We start from the raw sequence: 20121 nt of genomic DNA, 5'->3' as shown, positions 1-20121 counted from the left end.
GCGTAGCGACGCGACCGCAGGGAGCGCCCTTGAGGGGACGGCCCGACCCGGAGAGACGATGAGACTGACGGGAAACCCCCACCGCCTCGCGCTCCGGCCCGACACGAGTACCGCCCCGGCACCCCCGCCCACAGCAGGTCCCCGCCCGGGAGTCGCCCGGCACCCGCCCCGCCCCCTACAGCGCCGGGTTCTCGCGGACCGTTGCCAGGTCCGCCGAGGTCTTCGTCGCCATGAACTCCGTGATGCGGTACGCGCAGACGCCCGCCACGATGAACGGGTCCTCGGCGGCGATCTTCTCGATCTCCCCGCGGGAGACCCCGCCCGCCAGGATGACGCCCCCGTCGCGCGGGACCTTGCGGCCCGACGCGAGGAAGATGCCGGCGGCGTAGTAGCCGTCCAGCCAGGCGATGTGGGCGTCCATCTGGTCCTCAACGGCTTCGATGGGCGAGGTGTAGGTGAGCTCCATGACGAACATGATCGCCAGGCTACTCTCGCACCATCATGACTAGTGTGAAGACCCCCGCCGACGAGGCCGAGGCCCGGGCGATACAGGACGAACTACGCCATCAGGTCGTGCTCACCGAGCCGGGCCCGCCGCCCGGACTCGGGCTGGTCGCCGGCGTGGACGTCGCCTACGACGACGCGCGGGACCTGGTCGCCGCCGCGGCCGTGGTGCTCGACGCCGCCACCCTGGAGGTGGTCGAGGAGACCACCGCCGTCGGGCGGGTCAGTTTCCCGTACGTGCCCGGGCTGCTGGCCTTCCGCGAGCTGCCGACCGTACTGGCCGCCCTCGACGCGCTCACCACCGCGCCCGGCCTCGTCGTCTGCGACGGGTACGGGCTGGCCCACCCCCGCGGCTTCGGCCTGGCCTGTCACCTCGGGGTGGTCACCGGGCTCCCGTCCATCGGGGTCGCGAAGAACCCGTTCACCTTCACGTACGAGGAACCGGGCCCCCGGCGGGGCGACGCGGCCCCGCTGCTCGATGCCGACGGCGCGGAGGTCGGGCGGGCGCTGCGGACCCAGGACGGAATCAAGCCCGTCTACGTCTCCGTCGGGCACCGGGTCTCGTTGGAGAACGCCTGCGCGCACGCCCTTGCGCTGAGCCCCCGCTTCCGGATCCCCGAGACGACGCGGCACGCCGACTCCCTGTGCCGGCGCGCGCTGAAGGAAGCCGTTTAGTCATCTAGCCGTCTCAGCGGGCGTCCGCCACCCGGAAGGTGATGCCGGCCTTCTGGAGGCGGGGGATGAGCGCGTCGCCCATCGCCACCGCCGTCGTCAGCTGCCCGGCGGCGTCCGGGAGGGCGTCGTACGCCAGGCAGAGCGCGGACTCCGCCAGCATCTTCGCGGTCTCGCCGTACCCGGGGTCGCCGCCCGAGACCTCGGTGAACACGCGCCGCCCGCCCCCCTCGCCCACGAACCGCACCGTGAACCAGCTGCGCGCCCGCCGCTCCGCGTCCGGTCCGCGGCCCGGCTCCCAGCGGTTCATCAGCCAGCGCCGGGCCGGCGGGACCTGGGCGAGGGCCACCGTCGCGCCGAGCGCCGCCGTACCGCCCACGGCGACGGGGAGGTGCTTGACGGAGGCGTAGTGCCGGTAGCGGAAGTCCGGCCCGTACCGTTCCAGTGCGGCGGCCGAGCGGGCCACGATCGCGGGGTCCAGCGTGGGCAGCGGGAGCGCCCAGGTGCCGGTCTCCCTGCTGTACCGGGGTGTTCCGGCCGGTCCGCGGGCCCGGCGCTCGAACCGCCGGGGCTCGTGCAGGCGGCGGGCGCGCGCGGCCGCGAGGGTCTGGGGGCCGCGGCTGAGCGCGGTGAGCGCCGACGTGAGGGTGCCGCCGGAGAAGAGGGCGTTGGACCGGACGAACCCGTCGACGGTCAGCGGGACGCCCTCGGGGAGCTGCCCGACGGTGAAGTAGGCCCCCAGGTCGGCCGGGATCGAGTCGAAGCCGCAGGCGTGGACGAGCCGGGCGCCGGTCTCCCGGGCCCGTGCGTCGTGCTCGACGTACATCCGGTCCACGAACTCCGGCTCGCCGGTGAGGTCCACGTAGTCGGTCCCCGACTCGGCGCAGGCGGCGACGAGTTCGGCTCCGTACCAGATGTACGGGCCCACGGTCGTCGCCAGGACCCGGGTGGAGGCGGCCAGTTCGCGCAGGGCGTCGGTGTCGCTCGCGTCCGCCGTGAGGAGCGGCAGGCCGGCGCAGGCCGGGTCGATCGCGGTGAGCCGCTCGCGCAGCAGCTCCAGCTTCGCCGTGTTCCGGCCGGCGAGGGCCCAGCGGCAGCCCGCGGGGGCGTGCGCGGCGAGGTACTCGGCGGTGAGTGCCCCCACGAAGCCCGTGGCGCCGTAGAGCACCACGTCATACGTACGTTCCTGGTCCATCCCGCGCACTCCTTCGTCCGTCACCGCGTCCTCTGGCTGCTGTCGCCCGCCGAGGCTAGCGTGCCCGTGCGGACGTCCGTGAGGGCGGTCCGGGCGGGCGGGGGTCGTACAGCCGTGCCCCGGGGACGGCCGGAGCGGCCGTTCCCGGGGCACGGGGTGCTGATGTGGTGCCGGTCAGCTCTTGTCGTAGTAGCCGAAGATGTCGACGATCAGGTGGGTGGTGCCGTAGCTCTGGTTGAAGAAGTCGACGATGCCGTCGGGGCCACCGGTCGCCTGGACCAGGTTCGGGACGGTCTTGCCCGGCGTCCAGTTCAGCGTGGACGAGGTGGGCGCGGGCGGCCACGACTCGAAGCCGTTGTCGTACGCGTACACCGTGTTCGGGTCCGGTACGACGCCGAGGAAGCCGTTGGCCTTCGTGTCGGTGACCGTGGTGTTCAGGACCCAGCTGGTCTCGTGGGAACGGTTGTACCCCAGCGGGATGTAGGCGTAGCCGAAGTCGTCGAGCGGCCCGTAGTTCCAGTGGTCGTCGCCGCGGGTGTCGAGCAGGCGCTCGGGCTGGACGGGGCGGTAGGCGCCCTCGCTCGCCGGGCTGTAGAAGCCGACGACGTCGACGATCACGTCGGTCGCGCCCCAGGCGCCGTTGCGCACGCTGATCTTGCCGTCGGGGCCGACGGGCACGATGACCGCGTTGGCGATGGTCTGGCCCGCGCTGAAGTTCAGGTTGGACGTCGTGGCCTGCTGCCCGCTCGGGAACACGCTCAGGTGGCCGTCGCTCTTGGGCTCGGTGACGGTCACGTTCAGGGCGACCGCGGTCACGCCCGAAGGAACGTTGTTGCGGCCGGTGATCTGGACGCCGAACGTGCCGGCCCCGGGCACCTGACCCTTCTTCGCGCCGAGCCCGGAGCGGGTGTCGACGAGACGGGAGGGCGCCAGCGGGGTGTAGCCGCTGGACGAGGTGTGGGTGAAGTAGCCGGTGACGTCGGCGATCAGGTCGACCGAGCCGCCGCTGCGGTTGTACAGGTCGACGTAGCCGTCCAGGCCGACGGGCACGATCACCAGGTTCGGGACGGTCTGGCCGGCGTTGTAGTTCACGTTGGACGAGGTCGGCCGGTCGTCGCCCGAGCCGTACGCGGTGATGTGGCCCGAGCTGGTGGCGTTGGTGACGGTGACGTTGAGGACCACGGCCGTGACGCCGGCCGGGATCTTGGCGTTGCCCTCGATCTTCACCTTGGCGGTGCCGAAACCGCCGACCTTGGCCTTCGGCGCGCCCGTGCCCTCGCGGGTGTCGAGCAGGCGGGTCGGGGTGTGCGGGGTGAAGTCGGAGCCCAGGGTCCACAGGTCCATCGTGTTGACGGCCCGGGCACCCGTGTTGTCGGACAGGGTGACCTTGGCCGTGTAGTAGCCGATGTCCTTGTAGGAGTGCTGCAGCGGCACGGTCTCGCTGCCGTAGACGTGGAACTGATCGGTGGTGCCGTCGCCCCATTCGACGCTCAGGCTGAGCACCGTCGAGTCGGGGTTGGTGACCGCGGCGTCGATGTGGACGCCGCGCGCGCTGGTGCCCCAGCCGCTGAGTCCGACCGTCGGGTCGGCCGCCACGGCGGCGTCCTGGGCCCGCGGAGCGGCCTTGGCCTTGCCCTTCGGCGCGATCTGGACCGTGCGGTCGGCCGGGCTGCTGAACTTCTGCTGACCGACCTCGGCGAGGTCGGGCGTGCTGTCGACCCCGTGGCCGTCCGGCTTGCTGGACTTGGTGGGCTGGACCGGGTCGGCCGCGTGGGCCAGACCCGGAAGGAGACCTACACCAGCCGCGATGACGGCGGCGGAAAACATGAGTCGGCGATTGCGCACCGGCCCCCCCATTTTTCGTTTTTTGAACTTGATCAGGTTTGAAACCAGGCTCAGAGTACATAGCCGCACGTGGCTTGATCAGGGGGGTAGGCCATCGAGTTCCCGGAGGTCGGCGCGGTCCACCGCCCCTATCCACCCCGATCGGGACAGACTGCTAAGCGCTTGCTCGCCCAAGGGCTTGTGCAGAGCGCGGCACGTTCCTAGCATCGCTGGTGTTACATCAGTTGTGTCACACAGTCGCAGACCAGAAACGCTGGGGGCCCGATGGCAGTGACAGGGAACGGACCGCTCGCCGGGGTGCGCGTCGTCGAGCTGGCGGGCATCGGCCCGGGCCCGTTCGCCGCCATGCTCCTCGCCGACCTGGGGGCGGACGTCGTACGGGTGGACCGGCCCGGCGGGGGCGGACTCGCGGTCAACCCCGCGTACGACGTCACCAACCGCAACAAGCGTTCCGTCCTGCTCGACCTCAAGTCCGCCGGGGGCCCGGCCCGCGTCCTGGACCTCGTCGAGCGGGCCGACGTACTCGTCGAGGGGTTCCGCCCCGGGGTCGCCGAGCGGCTCGGCGTCGGCCCGGCCGCGTGCCACGCGCGCAACCCGCGGCTGGTCTACGGCCGGATGACCGGCTGGGGCCAGGCCGGCCCGCTGGCCCACACGGCCGGGCACGACATCGCGTACATCGCGGTGACCGGGGCGCTGGGCATGATCGGCGCTCCGGACGGGCCGCCGGCCGTTCCGGCCAACCTGGTCGGGGACTACGCGGGCGGCTCGCTCTACCTGGTCATCGGTGTCCTCGCCGCCCTCCAGCACGCGCGGGCCACCGGAGCCGGCCAGGTCGTCGACGCGGCCATCGTGGACGGCACGGCCCACCTCACCGCGATGATCCACGGCATGATGGCGGCCGGCGGCTGGCAGGACCGGCGCGGGGCCAACCTCCTCGACGGCGGCTGCCCCTTCTACGGCACCTACGAGACCTCCGACGGGCAGTACATGGCGGTCGGCGCGCTGGAGCAGCAGTTCTACGACACGTTCACCGAGCTGCTCGGCATCGCGGACCGGGCCCCCGCCCGCAAGGACCTCGCCCGGTGGGGCGAGCTCCGCGAGGCCGTCGCCGAGCGCTTCCGGACCCGTACGCGCGCCGAGTGGACGGCGGTCTTCGAGGGGACCGACGCATGCGTCGCGCCCGTGCTCTCGCTGCGCGAGGCGCCGGAGCACCCGCACCTCGCGGCCCGCGGCACCTTCACCGACTTCGGCGGGATCGTCCAGCCCGCACCCGCCCCGCGGTTCTCGGTGACCCCCGGCGCCGTGACGAGCGGCCCGGCCCTTCCGGGCGCGCACACCGCGTCGGTGGCCGCCGACTGGGACGTACCGGCCCTGCTGGAGGCCGAGGCGGCCGAGGAGCAGTCCTCCGCACAGCAGCCCGCGGAGCGGGAGTCCGGGGCGGAGGGCTGATGGAGCCGTCCAGGATGCTCGACCACGCGGGCGATCCGCACCGCGCCGCCGAGGAGGCCTTCCGCGAGGCGGGCGTCACCATGCTCAACGTCACGCCGGTCGGCCCCGAGCCGGCCCGGCTGATCGAAACCGTCAGGAACTGGCTTTAAGGAGCCGATCCATGCAGCGCCAGATCTTCGACGCCGACCACGAGGCGTTCCGCGAGACCGTCCGCACCTTCCTCGCCAAGGAGGTGCTGCCGCACTACGAGCAGTGGGAGAAGGACGGCATCGTCAGCCGGGAGGCCTGGCGCGCCGCCGGCCGCCAGGGGCTGCTCGGCCTGGCCGTCCCTGAGGAGTACGGGGGCGGCGGCAACCCCGACTTCCGGTACGCGGCCGTGATCGCCGAGGAGTTCACCCGGGCGGGCGCCCCCGGCCTCGCCATCGGGCTGCACAACGACATCATCGGCCCGTACCTGACCTCGCTGGCCACCGAGGAGCAGAAGCGCCGCTGGCTGCCCGGCTTCTGCTCCGGCGAGACCATCACGGCCATCGCGATGACCGAGCCGGGCGCCGGCTCCGACCTGCAGGCGATCCGTACGTCGGCCGAGGACCGGGGCGACCACTGGGTGCTGAACGGTTCGAAGACCTTCATCTCCAACGGCATCCTCGCCGACCTGGTCGTCGTGGTCGCGAAGACCACTCCGGAGGGCGGGGCGCACGGCTTGTCGCTGCTCGTCGTCGAGCGCGGCGCGGAGGGCTTCGAGCGCGGCCGCAACCTCGACAAGATCGGGCAGAAGGCCCAGGACACCGCCGAGTTGTTCTTCCACGACGTGCGCGTGCCCAAGGAGAACCTGCTCGGCGAGCTGAACGGCGCGTTCGTCCACCTGATGACGAACCTCGCGCAGGAGCGGATGGGCATCGCGATGGCCGCCATCGCCGCCTCCGAGCACCTGCTGGAGATCACCACGCGGTACGTGAAGGAACGCGAGGCCTTCGGGCGTCCGCTGGCCAAGCTCCAGCACATCCGGTTCGAGATCGCGGAGATGGCCACGGAGTGCGCCGTCACCCGCAGCTTCCTCGACCGGTGCATCGCCGACCACACGGCGGGCGAGCTCGACCACGTCCACGCCTCGATGGCCAAGTGGTGGGCGACCGAGCTCCAGAAGCGGGTCGCCGACCGCTGCCTGCAACTCCACGGCGGATACGGCTACATGAGCGAATACCGGGTGGCCCGCGCCTTCGTCGACGGCCGCATCCAGACCATCTACGGCGGTACGACCGAGATCATGAAGGAGATCATCGGCCGATCCCTCCTGGGCTGACCCGCCCCCCACCGACCTCCCCCAGCATCCTGCGAAAGGCTTGACCAGTGAGCACCGAAGCTTACGTATACGACGCGATCCGCACCCCGCGCGGGCGCGGCAAGGCCAACGGCGCCCTGCACGGCACCAAGCCGATCGACCTGGTCGTCGGCCTCATCCACGCCCTGCGCGAGCGCAACCCCGGACTGGACCCCGCCACCATCGACGACATCGTGCTCGGCGTCGTCGGCCCGGTCGGCGACCAGGGCTCCGACATCGCCCGGATCGCGGCCATCGCGGCCGGGCTCCCGGACACCGTCGCCGGCGTTCAGGAGAACCGCTTCTGCGCCTCCGGCCTGGAAGCCGTCAACATGGCCGCCGCCAAGGTCCGTTCCGGCTGGGAGGACCTGGTCCTCGCGGGCGGCGTCGAGTCCATGTCCCGCGTGCCGATGGCCTCCGACGGCGGCGCGTGGTTCGCCGACCCGATGACGAACTGGGACACGGGCTTCGTGCCCCAGGGCATCGGCGCGGACCTGATCGCCACCATCGAGGGCTTCTCCCGGCGCGACGTCGACGAGTACGCGGCCCTCTCCCAGGAGCGCGCCGCCGCGGCCGTCAAGGACGGCCGGTTCGCCGGGTCCGTCGTCCCGGTGACCGACCGCAACGGCCTGGTCGTCCTGGACCACGACGAGTTCATCCGCCCCGGCACCACCGCGGACACCCTCGCCCGGCTGAAGCCGTCCTTCGCGGACATCGGCGACCTCGGCGGGTTCGACGCGGTGGCCCTGCAGAAGTACCACTGGATCGAGAAGATCGACCACGTCCACCACGCCGGCAACTCCTCGGGCATCGTCGACGGCGCCTCGCTCGTCGCGATCGGCTCCCGCGAGGCGGGGGAGCGGGGCGGCCTGCGGCCGCGCGCCCGGATCGTCTCGGCGGCGGTCTCCGGCTCCGAGCCGACCATCATGCTCACCGGCCCCGCCCCGGCCACCCGCAAGGCCCTGGCGAAGGCCGGCCTGACCATCGACGACATCGACCTGATCGAGATCAACGAGGCCTTCGCGGGCGTCGTGCTCCGCTTCGTCAAGGACATGGGCGTCTCGCTGGACAAGGTCAACGTGAACGGCGGCGCCATCGCGCTCGGCCACCCGCTCGGCGCCACCGGCGCGATGATCCTCGGCACCGTCATCGACGAACTGGAGCGCCAGGACAAGCGCTACGGGCTCGTCACCCTGTGCGTCGGCGGCGGCATGGGCGTCGCCACCATCGTCGAGCGCCTGTAGCCGTGCGGCGCAGCGAACGCCCGACCCCCGCGTAGCGCCCGGGCCGACCCCCGGCCCCTTCCGCCCCGGCCCCGCCGAACGAGACTTCCACGGAGAGACCCACCCATGACCGAGACCCGAACCATCCGCTGGGAACAGGACGAGACCGGTGTCGTCACCCTGATCCTCGACGACCCCGACCAGTCCGCCAACACGATGAACCAGGCCTTCAAGGACTCCATCGCCGCGATCGCCGACCGTGCGGAGGCCGAGAAGGACTCCATCCGCGGCATCATCTACACCTCGGCCAAGAAGACCTTCTTCGCGGGCGGCGACCTCAAGGACATGATCCGGCTGGGACCCGAGCACGCGCAGCTCGCCTTCGACACCGGCACCGCCATCAAGGCCTCGCTGCGCCGCATCGAGACCCTCGGCAAGCCCGTGGTCGCCGCCATCAACGGCGCGGCCCTGGGCGGCGGTTACGAGATCGCCCTGGCCTCCCACCACCGCGTCGCCCTCGACGCCCCCGGCTCCAAGATCGGACTGCCCGAGGTCACCCTCGGGCTCCTCCCGGCCGGCGGCGGCGTCACCCGTACCGTGCGCCTCATGGGCATCGCCGACGCGCTGCTCAAGGTGCTGCTGCAGGGGACCCAGTACAACCCGAAGCGCGCCCTGGAGAACGGCCTGGTCCACGAACTGGCCGCCACGCGCGAGGAGATGCTCGACAAGGCCCGCGCCTTCATCGACGCGAACCCCGAGTCGAAGCAGCCGTGGGACGTACCCGGCTACCGGATCCCGGGCGGCACGCCGTCCAGCCCGCGGTTCGCCGCGAACCTGCCGGCCTTCCCGGCCAACCTGAAGAAGCAGCTGAACGGAGCCCCCTACCCGGCTCCGCGCAACATCCTGGCCTGCGCCGTCGAAGGTTCCCAGGTGGACTTCGAGACCGCGCTGACCATCGAGGCCCGCTACTTCACCGAGCTGGTCACCGGCCAGACCGCCAAGAACATGATCCAGGCGTTCTTCTTCGACCTCCAGGCCGTCAACGCCGGCCGCAGCCGCCCGCAGGGAGTCGAGCCGCGCACCGTCCGCAAGGTCGCCGTCCTCGGCGCGGGCATGATGGGCGCCGGCATCGCGTACTCCTGCGCACGGGCCGGCATCGAGGTCGTCCTCAAGGACGTCACCGCCGAGGCGGCCGCCAAGGGCAGGGCGTACTCCGAGAAGCTGCTCGACAAGGCCGTCTCGCGCGGCCGTACGACCGAGGCCCAGCGCGCCGAGCTGCTCGGCCGGATCACCGCGACCGCCGACGTCGCCGACCTGGCGGGCTGTGACGCCGTCATCGAGGCGGTCTTCGAGGACACCTCCCTCAAGCACAAGGTGTTCCAGGAGATCCAGGACGTCATCGCGCCCGACGCGCTGCTGTGTTCCAACACCTCCACCCTCCCGATCTCCGGGCTCGCGGAGGGTGTGAAGCGGCCGGCCGACTTCATCGGTCTGCACTTCTTCTCGCCCGTGGACAAGATGCCGCTGGTCGAGATCATCAAGGGGGAGCAGACCGGCGACGAGGCCATCGCCCGCGCCTTCGACCTGGTCCGCCAGATCAACAAGACCCCGATCGTGGTCAACGACTCGCGCGGCTTCTTCACCTCGCGCGTCATCGGCCAGTTCATCAACGAGGGCGTGGCGATGGTCGGCGAGGGCATCGAGCCCGCCTCCGTCGAGCAGGCCGCGGCCCAGGCCGGCTACCCGGCCAAGGTGCTCTCCCTGATGGACGAGCTGACGCTCACCCTGCCGCGCAAGATCCGCAACGAGACCCGCAAGGCCTTCGAGGCCGAGGGGCGCACCTGGGCCGAGCACCCGGCGGACACCGTCATCGACCGGATGGTCGACGAGTTCGGCCGGCCCGGCCGCAGCGGTGGCGGCGGCTTCTACGCGTACGACGAGGCGGGCAAGCGGGCCGGCATCTGGCCGGGGCTGCGCGAGCACTTCACCAAGCCCGGGTACGAGATCCCCTTCGAGGACATGAAGGAGCGGATGCTCTTCTCGGAGGCGCTCGACTCGGTCCGCTGCCTCGACGAGGGCGTGCTGACCTCGGTCGCCGACGCCAACATCGGCTCCATCATGGGCATCGGCTTCCCGGCGTGGACGGGCGGCGTGCTCCAGTACGTCAACGGCTACGAGGGCGGCCTGGCGGGCTTCGTGGCCCGCGCCCGCGAGCTGGAGGCGGCGTACGGCGAGCGGTTCGCGCCGCCGGCCTCGCTGGTGGCGAAGGCCGAGCGGGGGGAGACGTACGCGGACTGAGGCGTACGCGGACTGAGGCCTACGGGGAGTGAGGCGCACGCCTGCTGAGACGTGGGCCTGCCGCGTACGTGGATCCCGGGCCCGCCCGCGCGGCGGGCCCGGGACCGCGGCCGGTCGGCGGCCGACCGGCCGGCCGGTTGCCGTCGCGCCGCCGGTCAGCGGCTGCCGTCGCCCCCGCCGGAGCCGTCCGCCTCCCGCAGTACGGCGACGGCCCCGCGCAGCTCGGCGCCGTCCGGGGCGGTCCACCGGGCCAGCACCTGCCCGCGCAGGCCGTCCCCGGCGGCGGGGCCGGGGCGCAGCACCCGGGTCAGGCTCAGTGCCAGGGGTGCGGCTTCGGGGTGTCCGGACACGCCGACCGGGAGGACGCTCGCGTCGGCGGTGTCGGCCACGCTCCCGGGCCGCCGGGTCAGGCCCGCCGGTACGCCCTGCCCCTCGGGGTGCGCTCCGACCGTCGGGTCGGGGACGTTGCTCTCCCGCTGGGCCTGGGCGGCCGTCTCGCCGGCCAGCAGGGCGAGCAACTGCCCCACCAGGACCGGGTCGTGGGCTCCGTCGTAGATCCAGCGCGTGCCGAGGACGCCGTGCTCGCTCGTGCCGATCAGGCCCGCCTCGGCGCCGGCCAGCGGCGCGGCCCGGTAGGTGAGCGGCACCTGGTAGACGACCGGGGTGGTGCCGGACCCGTCGGTGACGGCCATGAACTCGATGCCGACCTCGCCCGCGGGGTCGTCGAGCCGGAACCCGCCCGCCGCGGTGAGCTCCGCCGCCGTGAGCCCCGCCGGGCCTCCGGCTCCCCGGTACCACGAGCGCAACGGGAGCCAGGCGGCGAGGAGTTCGTGCTTGGACGGGGTCATGGTGGTGCGGTGGATGACAGCCATGACGCTGAATCTACCCCGGCCCCGCGGGCCCGGGCGGGCCGTCCGTGCCGTACGGACGATCAGTCCTCGCCCGAGACGAACGCCGCCCGCAGCTCCTCCCGCAGGGACCGCTGGAAGGCCGTGACCAGGGCCTGCACCACCATCGGCTGCATGTGCGCCGACAGCGCCTTCATCGACTCCACCCGCTCGGGGTCGCTCTCGCCCTCGGTGAACGGCCCCCACACCTCGTCGCGGAACAGCGCCGTCAACTCGTGCGCCGCCGACCGGGTGTGCTCCACCAGCACCCGCCGGGCCTCCAGGATCGTCTCGTGCGCGATCGGCACGTCGAGCAGGGCCACGCCCAGCCGCAGCAGCCCCACGTCCACCCGGAACCCGTCCCCCGAGACGGCGAGCACGTTCATCGCCGTCAGCCGCCGCAGATCGGTGTCCGACAGGCTGCGTCCGGCCCGCTTCTCCAGCTCCGGCAGCGAGGCCTCCTGGGCGGCGTCCGGAGCCCAGCTCGACACCATCGCCCGGTGGATGGCCAGGTCGTGCGCGCTCAGGTCGTCAGGCAGGGCGTCGAGGTACCGCTCGATGGCCGAGAGGGTCATGCCCTGGTGCTGCAACTCCTCGATCAGCGCGAGCCGCGAGAGGTGCTCCGGTCCGTAGTGGCCGACCCGACGAGGGCCGATCACGGGAGGGGGCAAAAGCCCGCGGGTGCTGTAGAACCGTACGGTGCGGACGGTGACGCCCGCCCGGGCCGCCAGCTCGTCCACGGTGAGCATCGGCTCGGGTGCCTGGTCGGCCATCGTCTGCGCCTCGCTCTCTGCTCCACAGCTTGGGTTCAACAGTATTGCTGTCGCACCAACGATGTGAAACGGCCAGGAGCTGCCCATGACCACGAACCTGCGACTGCCCGGACGACCCGAAGAGATCACCGTTCCCGCGCTGCTCGCCCGCAACGCGGCCGCGCACGGCTCGCTCCCCGCCCTCTCGTGGCGCTCGGGCCCCGACGCCGACGGGTGGACGACCCTCACCTGGGCCGAGGTCCGCCTCAAGGTGGCCGTCCTCGCCGCCGGGTACGCCGCCCTCGGAGTCGGGCGCGGCGAGCACGTCCTGCTGATGATGGGCAACCGCCCCGAGCACTGGCTCAGCGACCTCGCGCTCGTCCACCTCGGCGCCGTGCCCGTCACCGTGTACGGGACCTCCGCGCCCGAGCAGATCGCCCACATCGCCCGCCACAGCGGAGCCAGGATCGCCGTCGTGGAGGGCGCCCGCGAACTCGCCCGGTGGGAGCCGCTGCTGTCCGACGCCGACGTGCCCCTGGAGCGGCTGGTGGTGGCCGAGGCCGCCGAGGCGGGCCCGCACGGCACGTACGCCTCCCTGTACGCGGGCGGCGTCCGCCTGCACCGCACCGACGCCTTCGACAAGGCCTGGCGGGAGACGCGCCCCGAGGACCCGCTGACCGTCGTCTACACCTCCGGGACCACCGGCGACCCCAAGGGCGTCCGGCTGACCCACCGCAACCTGATGCTCCAGGCGATCCGCCTCGACCGGCACGTGGACCTGCCCGAGCACGCCGAGCACATCTGCTACCTGCCCTTCGCGCACATAGCCGAGCGGGTCCTCGGCATCTACCTGCCGCTGCTGCGGGCCGCGCACGTCCGGCTGTGCGCCGACCCCACCGCCGTCGCCGGCGCGGTGCGGGAGCTGAGGCCGGTGCAGTTCTTCGGGGTACCCCGGGTGTGGGAGAAGCTGGCCGCCTCCGTACGGGCCGTGCTCGCCCGGCTCCCCGAGGACCAGCGGGCGGCCATCGAGGCCGCGAACGACCTGGCCCGCGCCCGCGCCGCGCACCGGGAGCGCGGCGAACGGGTCCCGGCCGCGCTCGAAGCCTCGTACGGGGCGGCGAAGGAGCGGGTGCTGGACCCCCTGCTGGGGCTGGCGGGGATGGACCGGCTGGTCTGGACGGCCAGCGCGACGGCGCCGATGCCCATCGACGTGGTCCGCTTCTGGGCGGGCTGGGGCATCACGATCATGGATGCCTGGGGCCTCACCGAGACCTCCGGCGTGTGTACGGTCAACAGCCCGGACGCGTTCCGCCTCGGCTCGGTGGGCCGGCCGATCGAGGGCCTGGAGCTGCGGCTCGCCCCGGACGGGGAGATCCTCACCCGCGGCGCCACCGTCTTCGGGGGCTACCTGCGGCCCGACGGCTCGCTGGAGGACGCGGCCGACGCGGAGGGCTGGTTCCCGACGGGCGACATCGGCCGGCTCGACGAGGACGGGTTCCTCTGGCTGACCGACCGCAAGAAGGAACTGATCATCACCTCGAACGGCAAGAACGTCTCGCCGGCGCTGGTGGAGAACACCGTCAAGGAGCACCCGCTGATCGGACAGGCCCTGGTCCACGGCGACGGCCGCTCCTACCTCGTCGCCCTGCTGGTCCTGGACCCGGACCTGGCCCCCGCCTGGGCCGCCGCCCGGGGCATCGAGGCGGCCTCGCCCGCGGAGCTGGCCGCGCACCCGGCCGTGCGGGAGGAGGTCGAGCGGGCGGTGGCCGCGGCCAACGCCCGGCTCAACCGGACCGAGCAGATCAAGCGCTACCGCCTGCTGACGGGGGAGTGGGGCCCCGAGAGCGGTGAGCTCACCCCCTCGCTCAAGCTCCGCCGGCGGGTGATCCGCGAGAAGTACGGCGCGCTGATCGACGGGCTGTACGAGGACCCCGCCCCGGCCCGGTAACCCGAACGGCCCCGGTCCGGTGGGCGGTCGCCCGCCCGCCGGACCAGGGTGGTGGAATGTCGACACACCTTGCCACCCACCCGCCCTCCGGGCCAGGCCGGGTGACGGCCGATGGGCGTTCTGCGTGACAACCCGGAACTCGCCCTCTTCCTCTGCCTGGCCGTCGGGTACCTCGTCGGCAAGCTGCGCGTCGGCCCCATCACGCTCGGCGGCATCTGCGGCACCCTGATCGTCTCCCTGCTGATGGGGGCCTGGGCGCACGTCGAGATCGACGCCGACGTCAAGACGATCTTCTTCGCGCTCTTCATCTTCGCCCTCGGCTACATGGCCGGACCCCAGTTCTTCGCCAACCTCAACCGCAGGAGCCTGCGCTTCTTCGCCCTGTGCGGCATCGAGCTCGTGAGCGTGCTCGCCATCGCGATCGGCCTCGCCAAGGCGTTCGACCTGGACGTGGGCACCGCCGCCGGGATCCTGGCGGGGGCGGCGACCGAGTCCGCCGTCGTCGGCACGGCCACCGAGGCGATCGGCAAGCTGCCCGGCCTGAGCCCGGAGCAGGTGACGACGTACCAGGGCCACGTGGCCACCGCGTACACCGTCTGCTACCTCTTCGGGCTCGTCACCATCGTCATCTACACCAGCCAGATCATGCCGATGATGATGCGGATCAACCTGCGGGACGCCTCGCGCGAGCTGTGGGAGAAGATGCGCGGCTCCGGGGGGTCCCTGGAGAGCGACGAGCGCGAGGCGCTGCCCGGTCTGGTCGGCCGGACCTACCTCGTCACGCACGCCGACGGCCGCACCGTCGGGGACCTGGAGACGAACTTCGGCGGCCGGGTCACCGTGGAGGTGGTCAAACGCGGATCCACGACCCTCACCCCCCGCCCCGACCTCGAACTCACCCTCTCCGACCTCGTCCTGGTCGTGGGGCGCCGGGCCAACACCATCGAGGCGGGCCGGGTGATCGGCCCGGAGACCCCCGGCATCCCCGGAGTGGACACCCCGCTCGCCACCAGCCAGGTCGCCGTCACCGACCGGGCCGTCTCGGGCAAGTCGCTGGACGACCTCCAGCGCACGCACCCGGAGTTCGCCCGGGACGGGGTGTACGTCACCGACGTGCTCCGCAACGACCAGCACCTGCCCGCGACCCCGGAGACCGTGGTCGAGCGCGGAGACGTCGTGACCCTCGTCGGCGCCCGGTCCGGCCTCGACCGGGTCGTGGCCAAGATCGGCACCGTCGCGAAGAACGACGCCACCGACTTCATCTACCTGGGCTTCGGCATCGCGCTCGGCTCCCTCCTCGGCCAGCTCGTGGTCCGCATCGGCGGGGTCCCGCTCTCGCTGGGCACCGGCGGCGGATGCCTGGTCTCCGGGCTGCTGTTCGGCTGGTTCCGCTCGCGCCGGCAGACCTTCGGGGCCTTCCCCCCGCAGGCCGCCACGACCATCAAGGACATGGGCCTCGCGCTGTTCATCGCCTGTACCGGCCTGACCTCGGGCCCGCAGGCCTGGCCGCTGCTCAAGGAGTACGGGGCGCTGCTGCCCTTCGCCGGGATCGCCATGGTCCTCGTACCGGCCACGCTCTCCCTCGTCGTCGGGCGCAAGCTGCTGAACATCGAGAAGCCCCTGCTCATCGGGGCCATCGCCGGCCAGCAGTGCTCGACGCCGGCCATCACCTCGGTGACACAGGTGGCGCAGAGCTCCGTGCCGATGCTCGGCTACACGATCACCTACGCCCTCTCCAACTTCCTGCTCCCGCTCACCGGTCCGATCCTCGTCGGCATCCTCGGCGCCTGACCGCCTCTGACTCGGAGGGCACCCCCACATGATCGACTTCCTCAACCGGAACATCTTCCAGCCCCATCCGGAGCTGCTGGTGTTCATCACCGTGGCGCTCGGCTTCCTCTTCGGGAAGCTGCGCTGGCGGGCGATCGGGCTGGGCGCCGTCACCGGCTGCCTCATCGCCGGGCTGCTGCTCGGCGCCCAATTCAAGATCACCATCGACGGGACCGTGAAGAACCTCTTCTTCACGATGTTCCTGTTCGCCCTCGGCTACAAGGTCGGCCCGCAGTTCTTCCGCGGCCTGAAGAAGGACGGCCTGCCCCAGGTCCTCAACGCGGTCATCGTCTGCATCACCGGCCTGCTCGTCTGCTGGGGCTTCGCGGCCCTCCTCGGCTACGGACCGGGCCTGTCGGCCGGCCTGCTCGGCGGCGCCCTCACGCAGTCCGCCGTCATCGGCGTCGCCCAGGACGCCATCGGCAACCTGCCCGGGCTCTCCGCCGACCAGATCAAGGAGCAGGAGAACCTCGTCGCCGTCGGCTACGCGGTCACCTACCCGCTGGGCACCATCCTGTGCGCGATGCTGCTGGCCAACGTGCTGCCCCGGCTCTACCGCCGGAACCTGGCCACCGAGAGCGCCCAGCTGGCGCGCGAGCTCGACGCCCCCGAGGACGACCCGGACCTGCACGAGGGCTACTACGAGATCGTGCTGCGCGCGTACACGATCCGGCACTCCGACCTCGTCGGCAGCACCATCGAGGCCTTCGAGCAGCAGCAGAAGGCGCTGGGGCGCCGGATCTACCTCACCCGCATCCGGCGGGACGGCCAGATCCTGGACCACACCCAGCAGACGGTGCTCCAGCAGGGCGACGTCGTCGCCGTCAGCGCCCTGCGCGGCTCGCTGGTCGAGTTCGACGCCCGCTCCCACGTCGGGCCGGAGGCCGACGACGTCGAACTGCTCGGCTACCAGACCGAGACCCTGCACGTCGTGGCCTCCGAGAAGGCCCAGATGGGCAAGACCGTCTCCGAGCTCCGCCAGGAGCCGTTCATGGTCGGCGTCTACATCGACAAGCTGTACCGGGCGGGCGCCGAGTTCCCCTACCGGCTCTCCACGCAGATCGAGCGCGGCGACACCGTCGTCCTGTCCGGGCCCAAGCGGCTCGTGGACCCGGCGGGCAAGGCCATCGGCAAGCCGGTGCCGACGAGCTTCGCCACCGACATGGTCTGGGTCGGCCTCGGCATCTTCCTCGGCGGCTGCATCGGCATCCCGGCCCTGACGGCCGGCGGGGTCCCGATCTCGCTGTCCACCTCGGGCGGCGCGCTGATCATGGGCCTGATCTTCGGCTGGATCCGCGGCCGGTACCCGACGTACGGCAACGTCCCGCCCGGCGCCCAGTGGTTCATGGACACCCTGGGGCTCTGCCTGTTCGTCGCCGTCGTCGGCATCAACGCCGGACCCAGCTTCACCAGCGGACTGGCCTCGGCGGGCTGGGGACTGCTGATCTTCGGCGCGGTCGCCACCCTGATCCCGCTGATCGTCGGTTTCCTCGTCGGCCACCACGTCCAGAAGATCCGCTTCCCGATCCTGATGGGCGTCCTGGCGGGCGGCCAGACCACCACCGCCGCGATCGGCGCGGTCAACGAGCAGTCCAAGTCCCAGGTGCCCGTGCTCGGTTACACGATCCCGTACGCCGTCAGCAACGTGCTGCTGACGATCTGGGGCGCCGTCATCGTCCTCCTCCAGCACTGAGCCCCCTCCCGTCGAACGCAGTCGAACGCAAAGGAAGTCCGCCGTGCCCGAGACCAGTTTCAGCCGCGAGGAGATCCAGTCCTTCGCCCAGCTCAGCCCCTTCGAGCTGAAGGACAAGTTCATCCAGCTCGCCACCGCCGCCCAGGCCGACAAGCCCGGCCAGAAGGGGACCACCACCCGCGCGATGCTCAACGCGGGCCGCGGCAACCCCAACTGGATCGCCACGGGTCCGCGCGAGGCGTTCTACGCCCTGGGCTACTTCGCCCTCGACGAGTCCCGCCGGGTCTGGACCGCCGACAACCTCGGCGGCATGCCCGAGAAGAAGGGCATCGGCGAGCGGTTCGACTCCTGGGTGCGCCGCCACCCCGAGCTGCCCGGCGTGGAACTGCTGGAACGCTGCGTGCTCCACGCCCTGGAACGCTTCGGCTTCGACAAGGACGCGTACGTCCACGAGCTCACCGACGCGATCACCGGCGACAACTACCCGGTGCCCGACCGGATGCTCGTCCACGCGGAGCAGGTCGTCCGCGGCTACGTCGGCGACGAGATGTTCGACAAGCGGCCGCCGGCCGGCACCCTCTCGCTGTTCGCGACGGAGGGCGGCACCGCCGCCATGTGCTACATCTTCGACTCGCTGATGAAGAACGGGGTCCTGCACAAGGGCGACAAGATCGCCCTGATGACCCCGGTGTTCACCCCGTACATCGAGATCCCCGAGCTCGACACCTTCGAGTTCGAGGTGGTCAACGTCTCCGCGAGCCTCTTCGCCGAGACCGGCGTACGGCAGTGGCGCTACCCGGAGGAGGAGGTCGCCAAGCTCGCCGACCCGTCCGTGAAGCTGGTCTGCCTGGTGAACCCGAGCAACCCGCCGTCGCTGGCGCTCAGCGAGCGGGTCGCCGACCAGATCAAGGACATCGTCGCGACCAGCAACCCGAACCTGCTGATCGTCACCGACGACGTGTACGGCACCTTCGTGCCGGGCTTCCGCTCCATCGCGGCCGACCTGCCCCGCAACACCCTGCTCGTGTACTCGTACTCCAAGCACTACGGCTGCACCGGCTGGCGCCTGGGCGTCATCGGCCTGAACGACGACAACGTGATCGACGAGATGATCGCGGACTTCCCGCAGGACCAGAAGGACCGCCTGGCCAAGCGGTACGGGACGCTCACCCTGGAGCCGGAGAAGATCCGCTTCATCGACCGGATGGTCGCCGACTCCCGCTCGGTGGCCCTCAACCACACCGCCGGGCTCTCCCTGCCGCAGCAGGTGATGATGAGCCTGTTCTCGCTCTTCGACATGCTGGAGGAGGGCCAGGCGTACAAGGAGCGCATCCGGCAGATCGTCCACCGGCGCCTGGACCTCCTGCTGGAGGGCGCCCAGATGAAGATCTCCGAGGACGAGAAGCGAGCCGGCTACTACATCGAGCTGGACCTGCTGGCCGAGGCCGAGCGGGTGCACGGCAAGGACTTCGCGGACTTCCTGGAGAAGAACTACGAGCCGGTCGACCCGCTCTTCCGGCTCGCGGAGCAGACCTCGGTGGTCCTGCTGAACGGCGGCGGCTTCGACGGCCCGCAGTGGTCCGTCCGCGTCTCCCTGGCCAACCTGGACGACCTGGACTACCTGAAGATCGGCCACCACCTGCGGCGGATCTTCAACGACTACGCGGCGGAATGGCAGCGCGCCAAGGCCTCCGCCTGACCCACCCCTCACACCACCGCGGCCGCCCCGACAACCCCCGCCGGGGCCGGCCGCGGTGGTGTCGGTGGGTGGGGGCAGGTCGGTCCGCTGCGAAATGCCTCGACATCGGGCGGGGTGATCGGGGACGCTTCGGGCGATGACAAGAATCGACGACACACCGCCCGCGTGGGACGAGCGCACCCAGCTCACCACGTTTCTCGACTACGCACGTGGCACCGCCCGCGCCAGATGCGAGGGCGTCTCCGCGGAGAACGCCCGCAAGGCGCTCCTGCCGGGCTCGCCGCTGATGACCATGAGCGGAGTGATCAACCACCTGCGCTGGGTCGAGTACTACTGGTTCCAGGTGGTCTTCCTCGGTGAGGAGGACCAGGCCCCCATGACGGATGAGGACCCCGACCGCGAGATGCGCATCGCCGTCGACTTCCCGCTCACGCAGTTGCTCGACGAATACGCGGAACACAGCGCCCGCTACCGCGAACTGGTCGCCGGGAACGACCTGGACGAGCGGGCCCAGCGAACCATCCGCAACGGCCTCCACGTCGATCTGCGCTGGATCCTCCTCCACCTCATCGAGGAGACGGCCCGCCACAACGGCCACCTGGACATCCTGCGCGAGCTGCTCGACGGCACGACCGGCAACTAGGCCGTCTCTTTCGGATCTTGCCGGGCCCGCGACGCCTGGCACCGCGCCTGGCCGCACTGCCGAGGCGACCACGTACGGCCCAGTACGCGAACGCCCCGACAGCACGCCCAGACACGGCACCAGACGCCGCGGGCTCGGCCGACAAGATCCGAAAGAGACGGC

Annotated in this window: 16 protein-coding genes; 11 read left to right on the top strand and 5 right to left on the bottom strand. The window is 71.6% G+C overall.

The features are described 5' to 3' along the window. Positions 1 to 175 precede the first annotated feature (175 nt). Positions 176 to 475, bottom strand: coding sequence for a YciI family protein (locus ACZ6S8_RS26310; RefSeq protein ID WP_469459708.1), 300 nt, complete (start codon positions 473 to 475; stop codon positions 176 to 178). A gap of 26 nt (positions 476 to 501) precedes the next feature. Here ACZ6S8_RS26310 and ACZ6S8_RS26305 point away from each other — a divergent pair, with 26 nt between their 5' ends. Then, positions 502 to 1179 (top strand): endonuclease V, encoded by a 678-nt coding sequence (locus ACZ6S8_RS26305; protein WP_469459706.1) that lies wholly within the window; start codon positions 502 to 504, stop codon positions 1177 to 1179. 13 nt (positions 1180 to 1192) lie between these two features. Here the strand turns inward: ACZ6S8_RS26305 and ACZ6S8_RS26300 are convergent, their stop codons facing one another. Continuing rightward, on the bottom strand, positions 1193 to 2371 hold the full coding sequence (locus ACZ6S8_RS26300; protein ID WP_469459704.1) for a saccharopine dehydrogenase family protein: 1179 nt from the start codon (positions 2369 to 2371) through the stop codon (positions 1193 to 1195). Between the two features lie 174 nt (positions 2372 to 2545). Beyond that, positions 2546 to 4198, bottom strand: coding sequence for a hypothetical protein (locus tag ACZ6S8_RS26295; RefSeq protein ID WP_469459702.1), 1653 nt, complete (start codon positions 4196 to 4198; stop codon positions 2546 to 2548). Positions 4199 to 4480: 282 nt separating this feature from the next. Between ACZ6S8_RS26295 and ACZ6S8_RS26290 the strand changes: the two genes are divergently transcribed. The 5 genes from ACZ6S8_RS26290 (at position 4481) to ACZ6S8_RS26270 (ending at position 10507) form a co-directional block, all read left to right on the top strand. After that, a complete protein-coding gene (locus ACZ6S8_RS26290; protein WP_469459700.1) occupies positions 4481 to 5665 on the top strand; it encodes a CaiB/BaiF CoA transferase family protein in 1185 nt (394 codons plus the stop codon). Further along, entirely contained in the window at positions 5665 to 5814 is a 150-nt protein-coding gene (locus ACZ6S8_RS26285; RefSeq protein ID WP_469459734.1) for a hypothetical protein, read from the top strand. Before ACZ6S8_RS26290 ends, ACZ6S8_RS26285 begins: the two co-directional genes overlap by 1 nt. A gap of 11 nt (positions 5815 to 5825) precedes the next feature. Beyond that, on the top strand, positions 5826 to 6968 hold the full coding sequence (locus ACZ6S8_RS26280) for an acyl-CoA dehydrogenase family protein (protein ID WP_469459698.1): 1143 nt from the start codon (positions 5826 to 5828) through the stop codon (positions 6966 to 6968). A 47-nt stretch (positions 6969 to 7015) separates the two neighbouring features. Further along, the gene (locus tag ACZ6S8_RS26275; RefSeq protein ID WP_469459696.1) at positions 7016 to 8230 is read left to right on the top strand and encodes an acetyl-CoA C-acetyltransferase; all 1215 of its coding nucleotides are present in this window, start codon (positions 7016 to 7018) and stop codon (positions 8228 to 8230) included. 105 nt (positions 8231 to 8335) lie between these two features. Beyond that, the gene (locus tag ACZ6S8_RS26270; protein ID WP_469459694.1) at positions 8336 to 10507 is read left to right on the top strand and encodes a 3-hydroxyacyl-CoA dehydrogenase NAD-binding domain-containing protein; all 2172 of its coding nucleotides are present in this window, start codon (positions 8336 to 8338) and stop codon (positions 10505 to 10507) included. 155 nt (positions 10508 to 10662) lie between these two features. Here the strand turns inward: ACZ6S8_RS26270 and ACZ6S8_RS26265 are convergent, their stop codons facing one another. Both ACZ6S8_RS26265 and ACZ6S8_RS26260 read right to left on the bottom strand, forming a co-directional pair. Beyond that, the gene (locus tag ACZ6S8_RS26265) at positions 10663 to 11379 is read right to left on the bottom strand and encodes a maltokinase N-terminal cap-like domain-containing protein (RefSeq protein ID WP_469459692.1); all 717 of its coding nucleotides are present in this window, start codon (positions 11377 to 11379) and stop codon (positions 10663 to 10665) included. 59 nt (positions 11380 to 11438) lie between these two features. Continuing rightward, positions 11439 to 12167, bottom strand: a complete 729-nt coding sequence (locus ACZ6S8_RS26260; RefSeq protein WP_469459690.1) for a MerR family transcriptional regulator — start codon at positions 12165 to 12167, stop codon at positions 11439 to 11441. Between the two features lie 85 nt (positions 12168 to 12252). Between ACZ6S8_RS26260 and ACZ6S8_RS26255 the strand changes: the two genes are divergently transcribed. The 5 genes from ACZ6S8_RS26255 (at position 12253) to ACZ6S8_RS26235 (ending at position 19959) form a co-directional block, all read left to right on the top strand. Further along, positions 12253 to 14094, top strand: coding sequence for an AMP-dependent synthetase/ligase (locus ACZ6S8_RS26255; RefSeq protein ID WP_469459688.1), 1842 nt, complete (start codon positions 12253 to 12255; stop codon positions 14092 to 14094). Between the two features lie 111 nt (positions 14095 to 14205). Next, positions 14206 to 15885 (top strand): aspartate-alanine antiporter, encoded by a 1680-nt coding sequence (aspT, locus tag ACZ6S8_RS26250; RefSeq protein ID WP_469459686.1) that lies wholly within the window; start codon positions 14206 to 14208, stop codon positions 15883 to 15885. Between the two features lie 28 nt (positions 15886 to 15913). After that, positions 15914 to 17617 (top strand): aspartate-alanine antiporter, encoded by a 1704-nt coding sequence (gene aspT, locus ACZ6S8_RS26245; RefSeq protein ID WP_469459684.1) that lies wholly within the window; start codon positions 15914 to 15916, stop codon positions 17615 to 17617. Between the two features lie 43 nt (positions 17618 to 17660). Further along, positions 17661 to 19316 (top strand): bifunctional aspartate transaminase/aspartate 4-decarboxylase, encoded by a 1656-nt coding sequence (locus ACZ6S8_RS26240; RefSeq protein ID WP_469459682.1) that lies wholly within the window; start codon positions 17661 to 17663, stop codon positions 19314 to 19316. A gap of 136 nt (positions 19317 to 19452) precedes the next feature. Continuing rightward, complete coding sequence (locus tag ACZ6S8_RS26235) at positions 19453 to 19959, top strand: DinB family protein (RefSeq protein WP_469459680.1); 507 nt, start codon at positions 19453 to 19455, stop codon at positions 19957 to 19959. Positions 19960 to 20121: the final 162 nt, after the last annotated feature.

The sequence above is a fragment of the Streptomyces sp. NPDC048461 genome, from assembly GCF_055587105.1.
The sequence above is the reverse complement of the archived record's forward strand: the minus strand, read 5'-3'. Positions and strand labels throughout refer to the sequence as shown.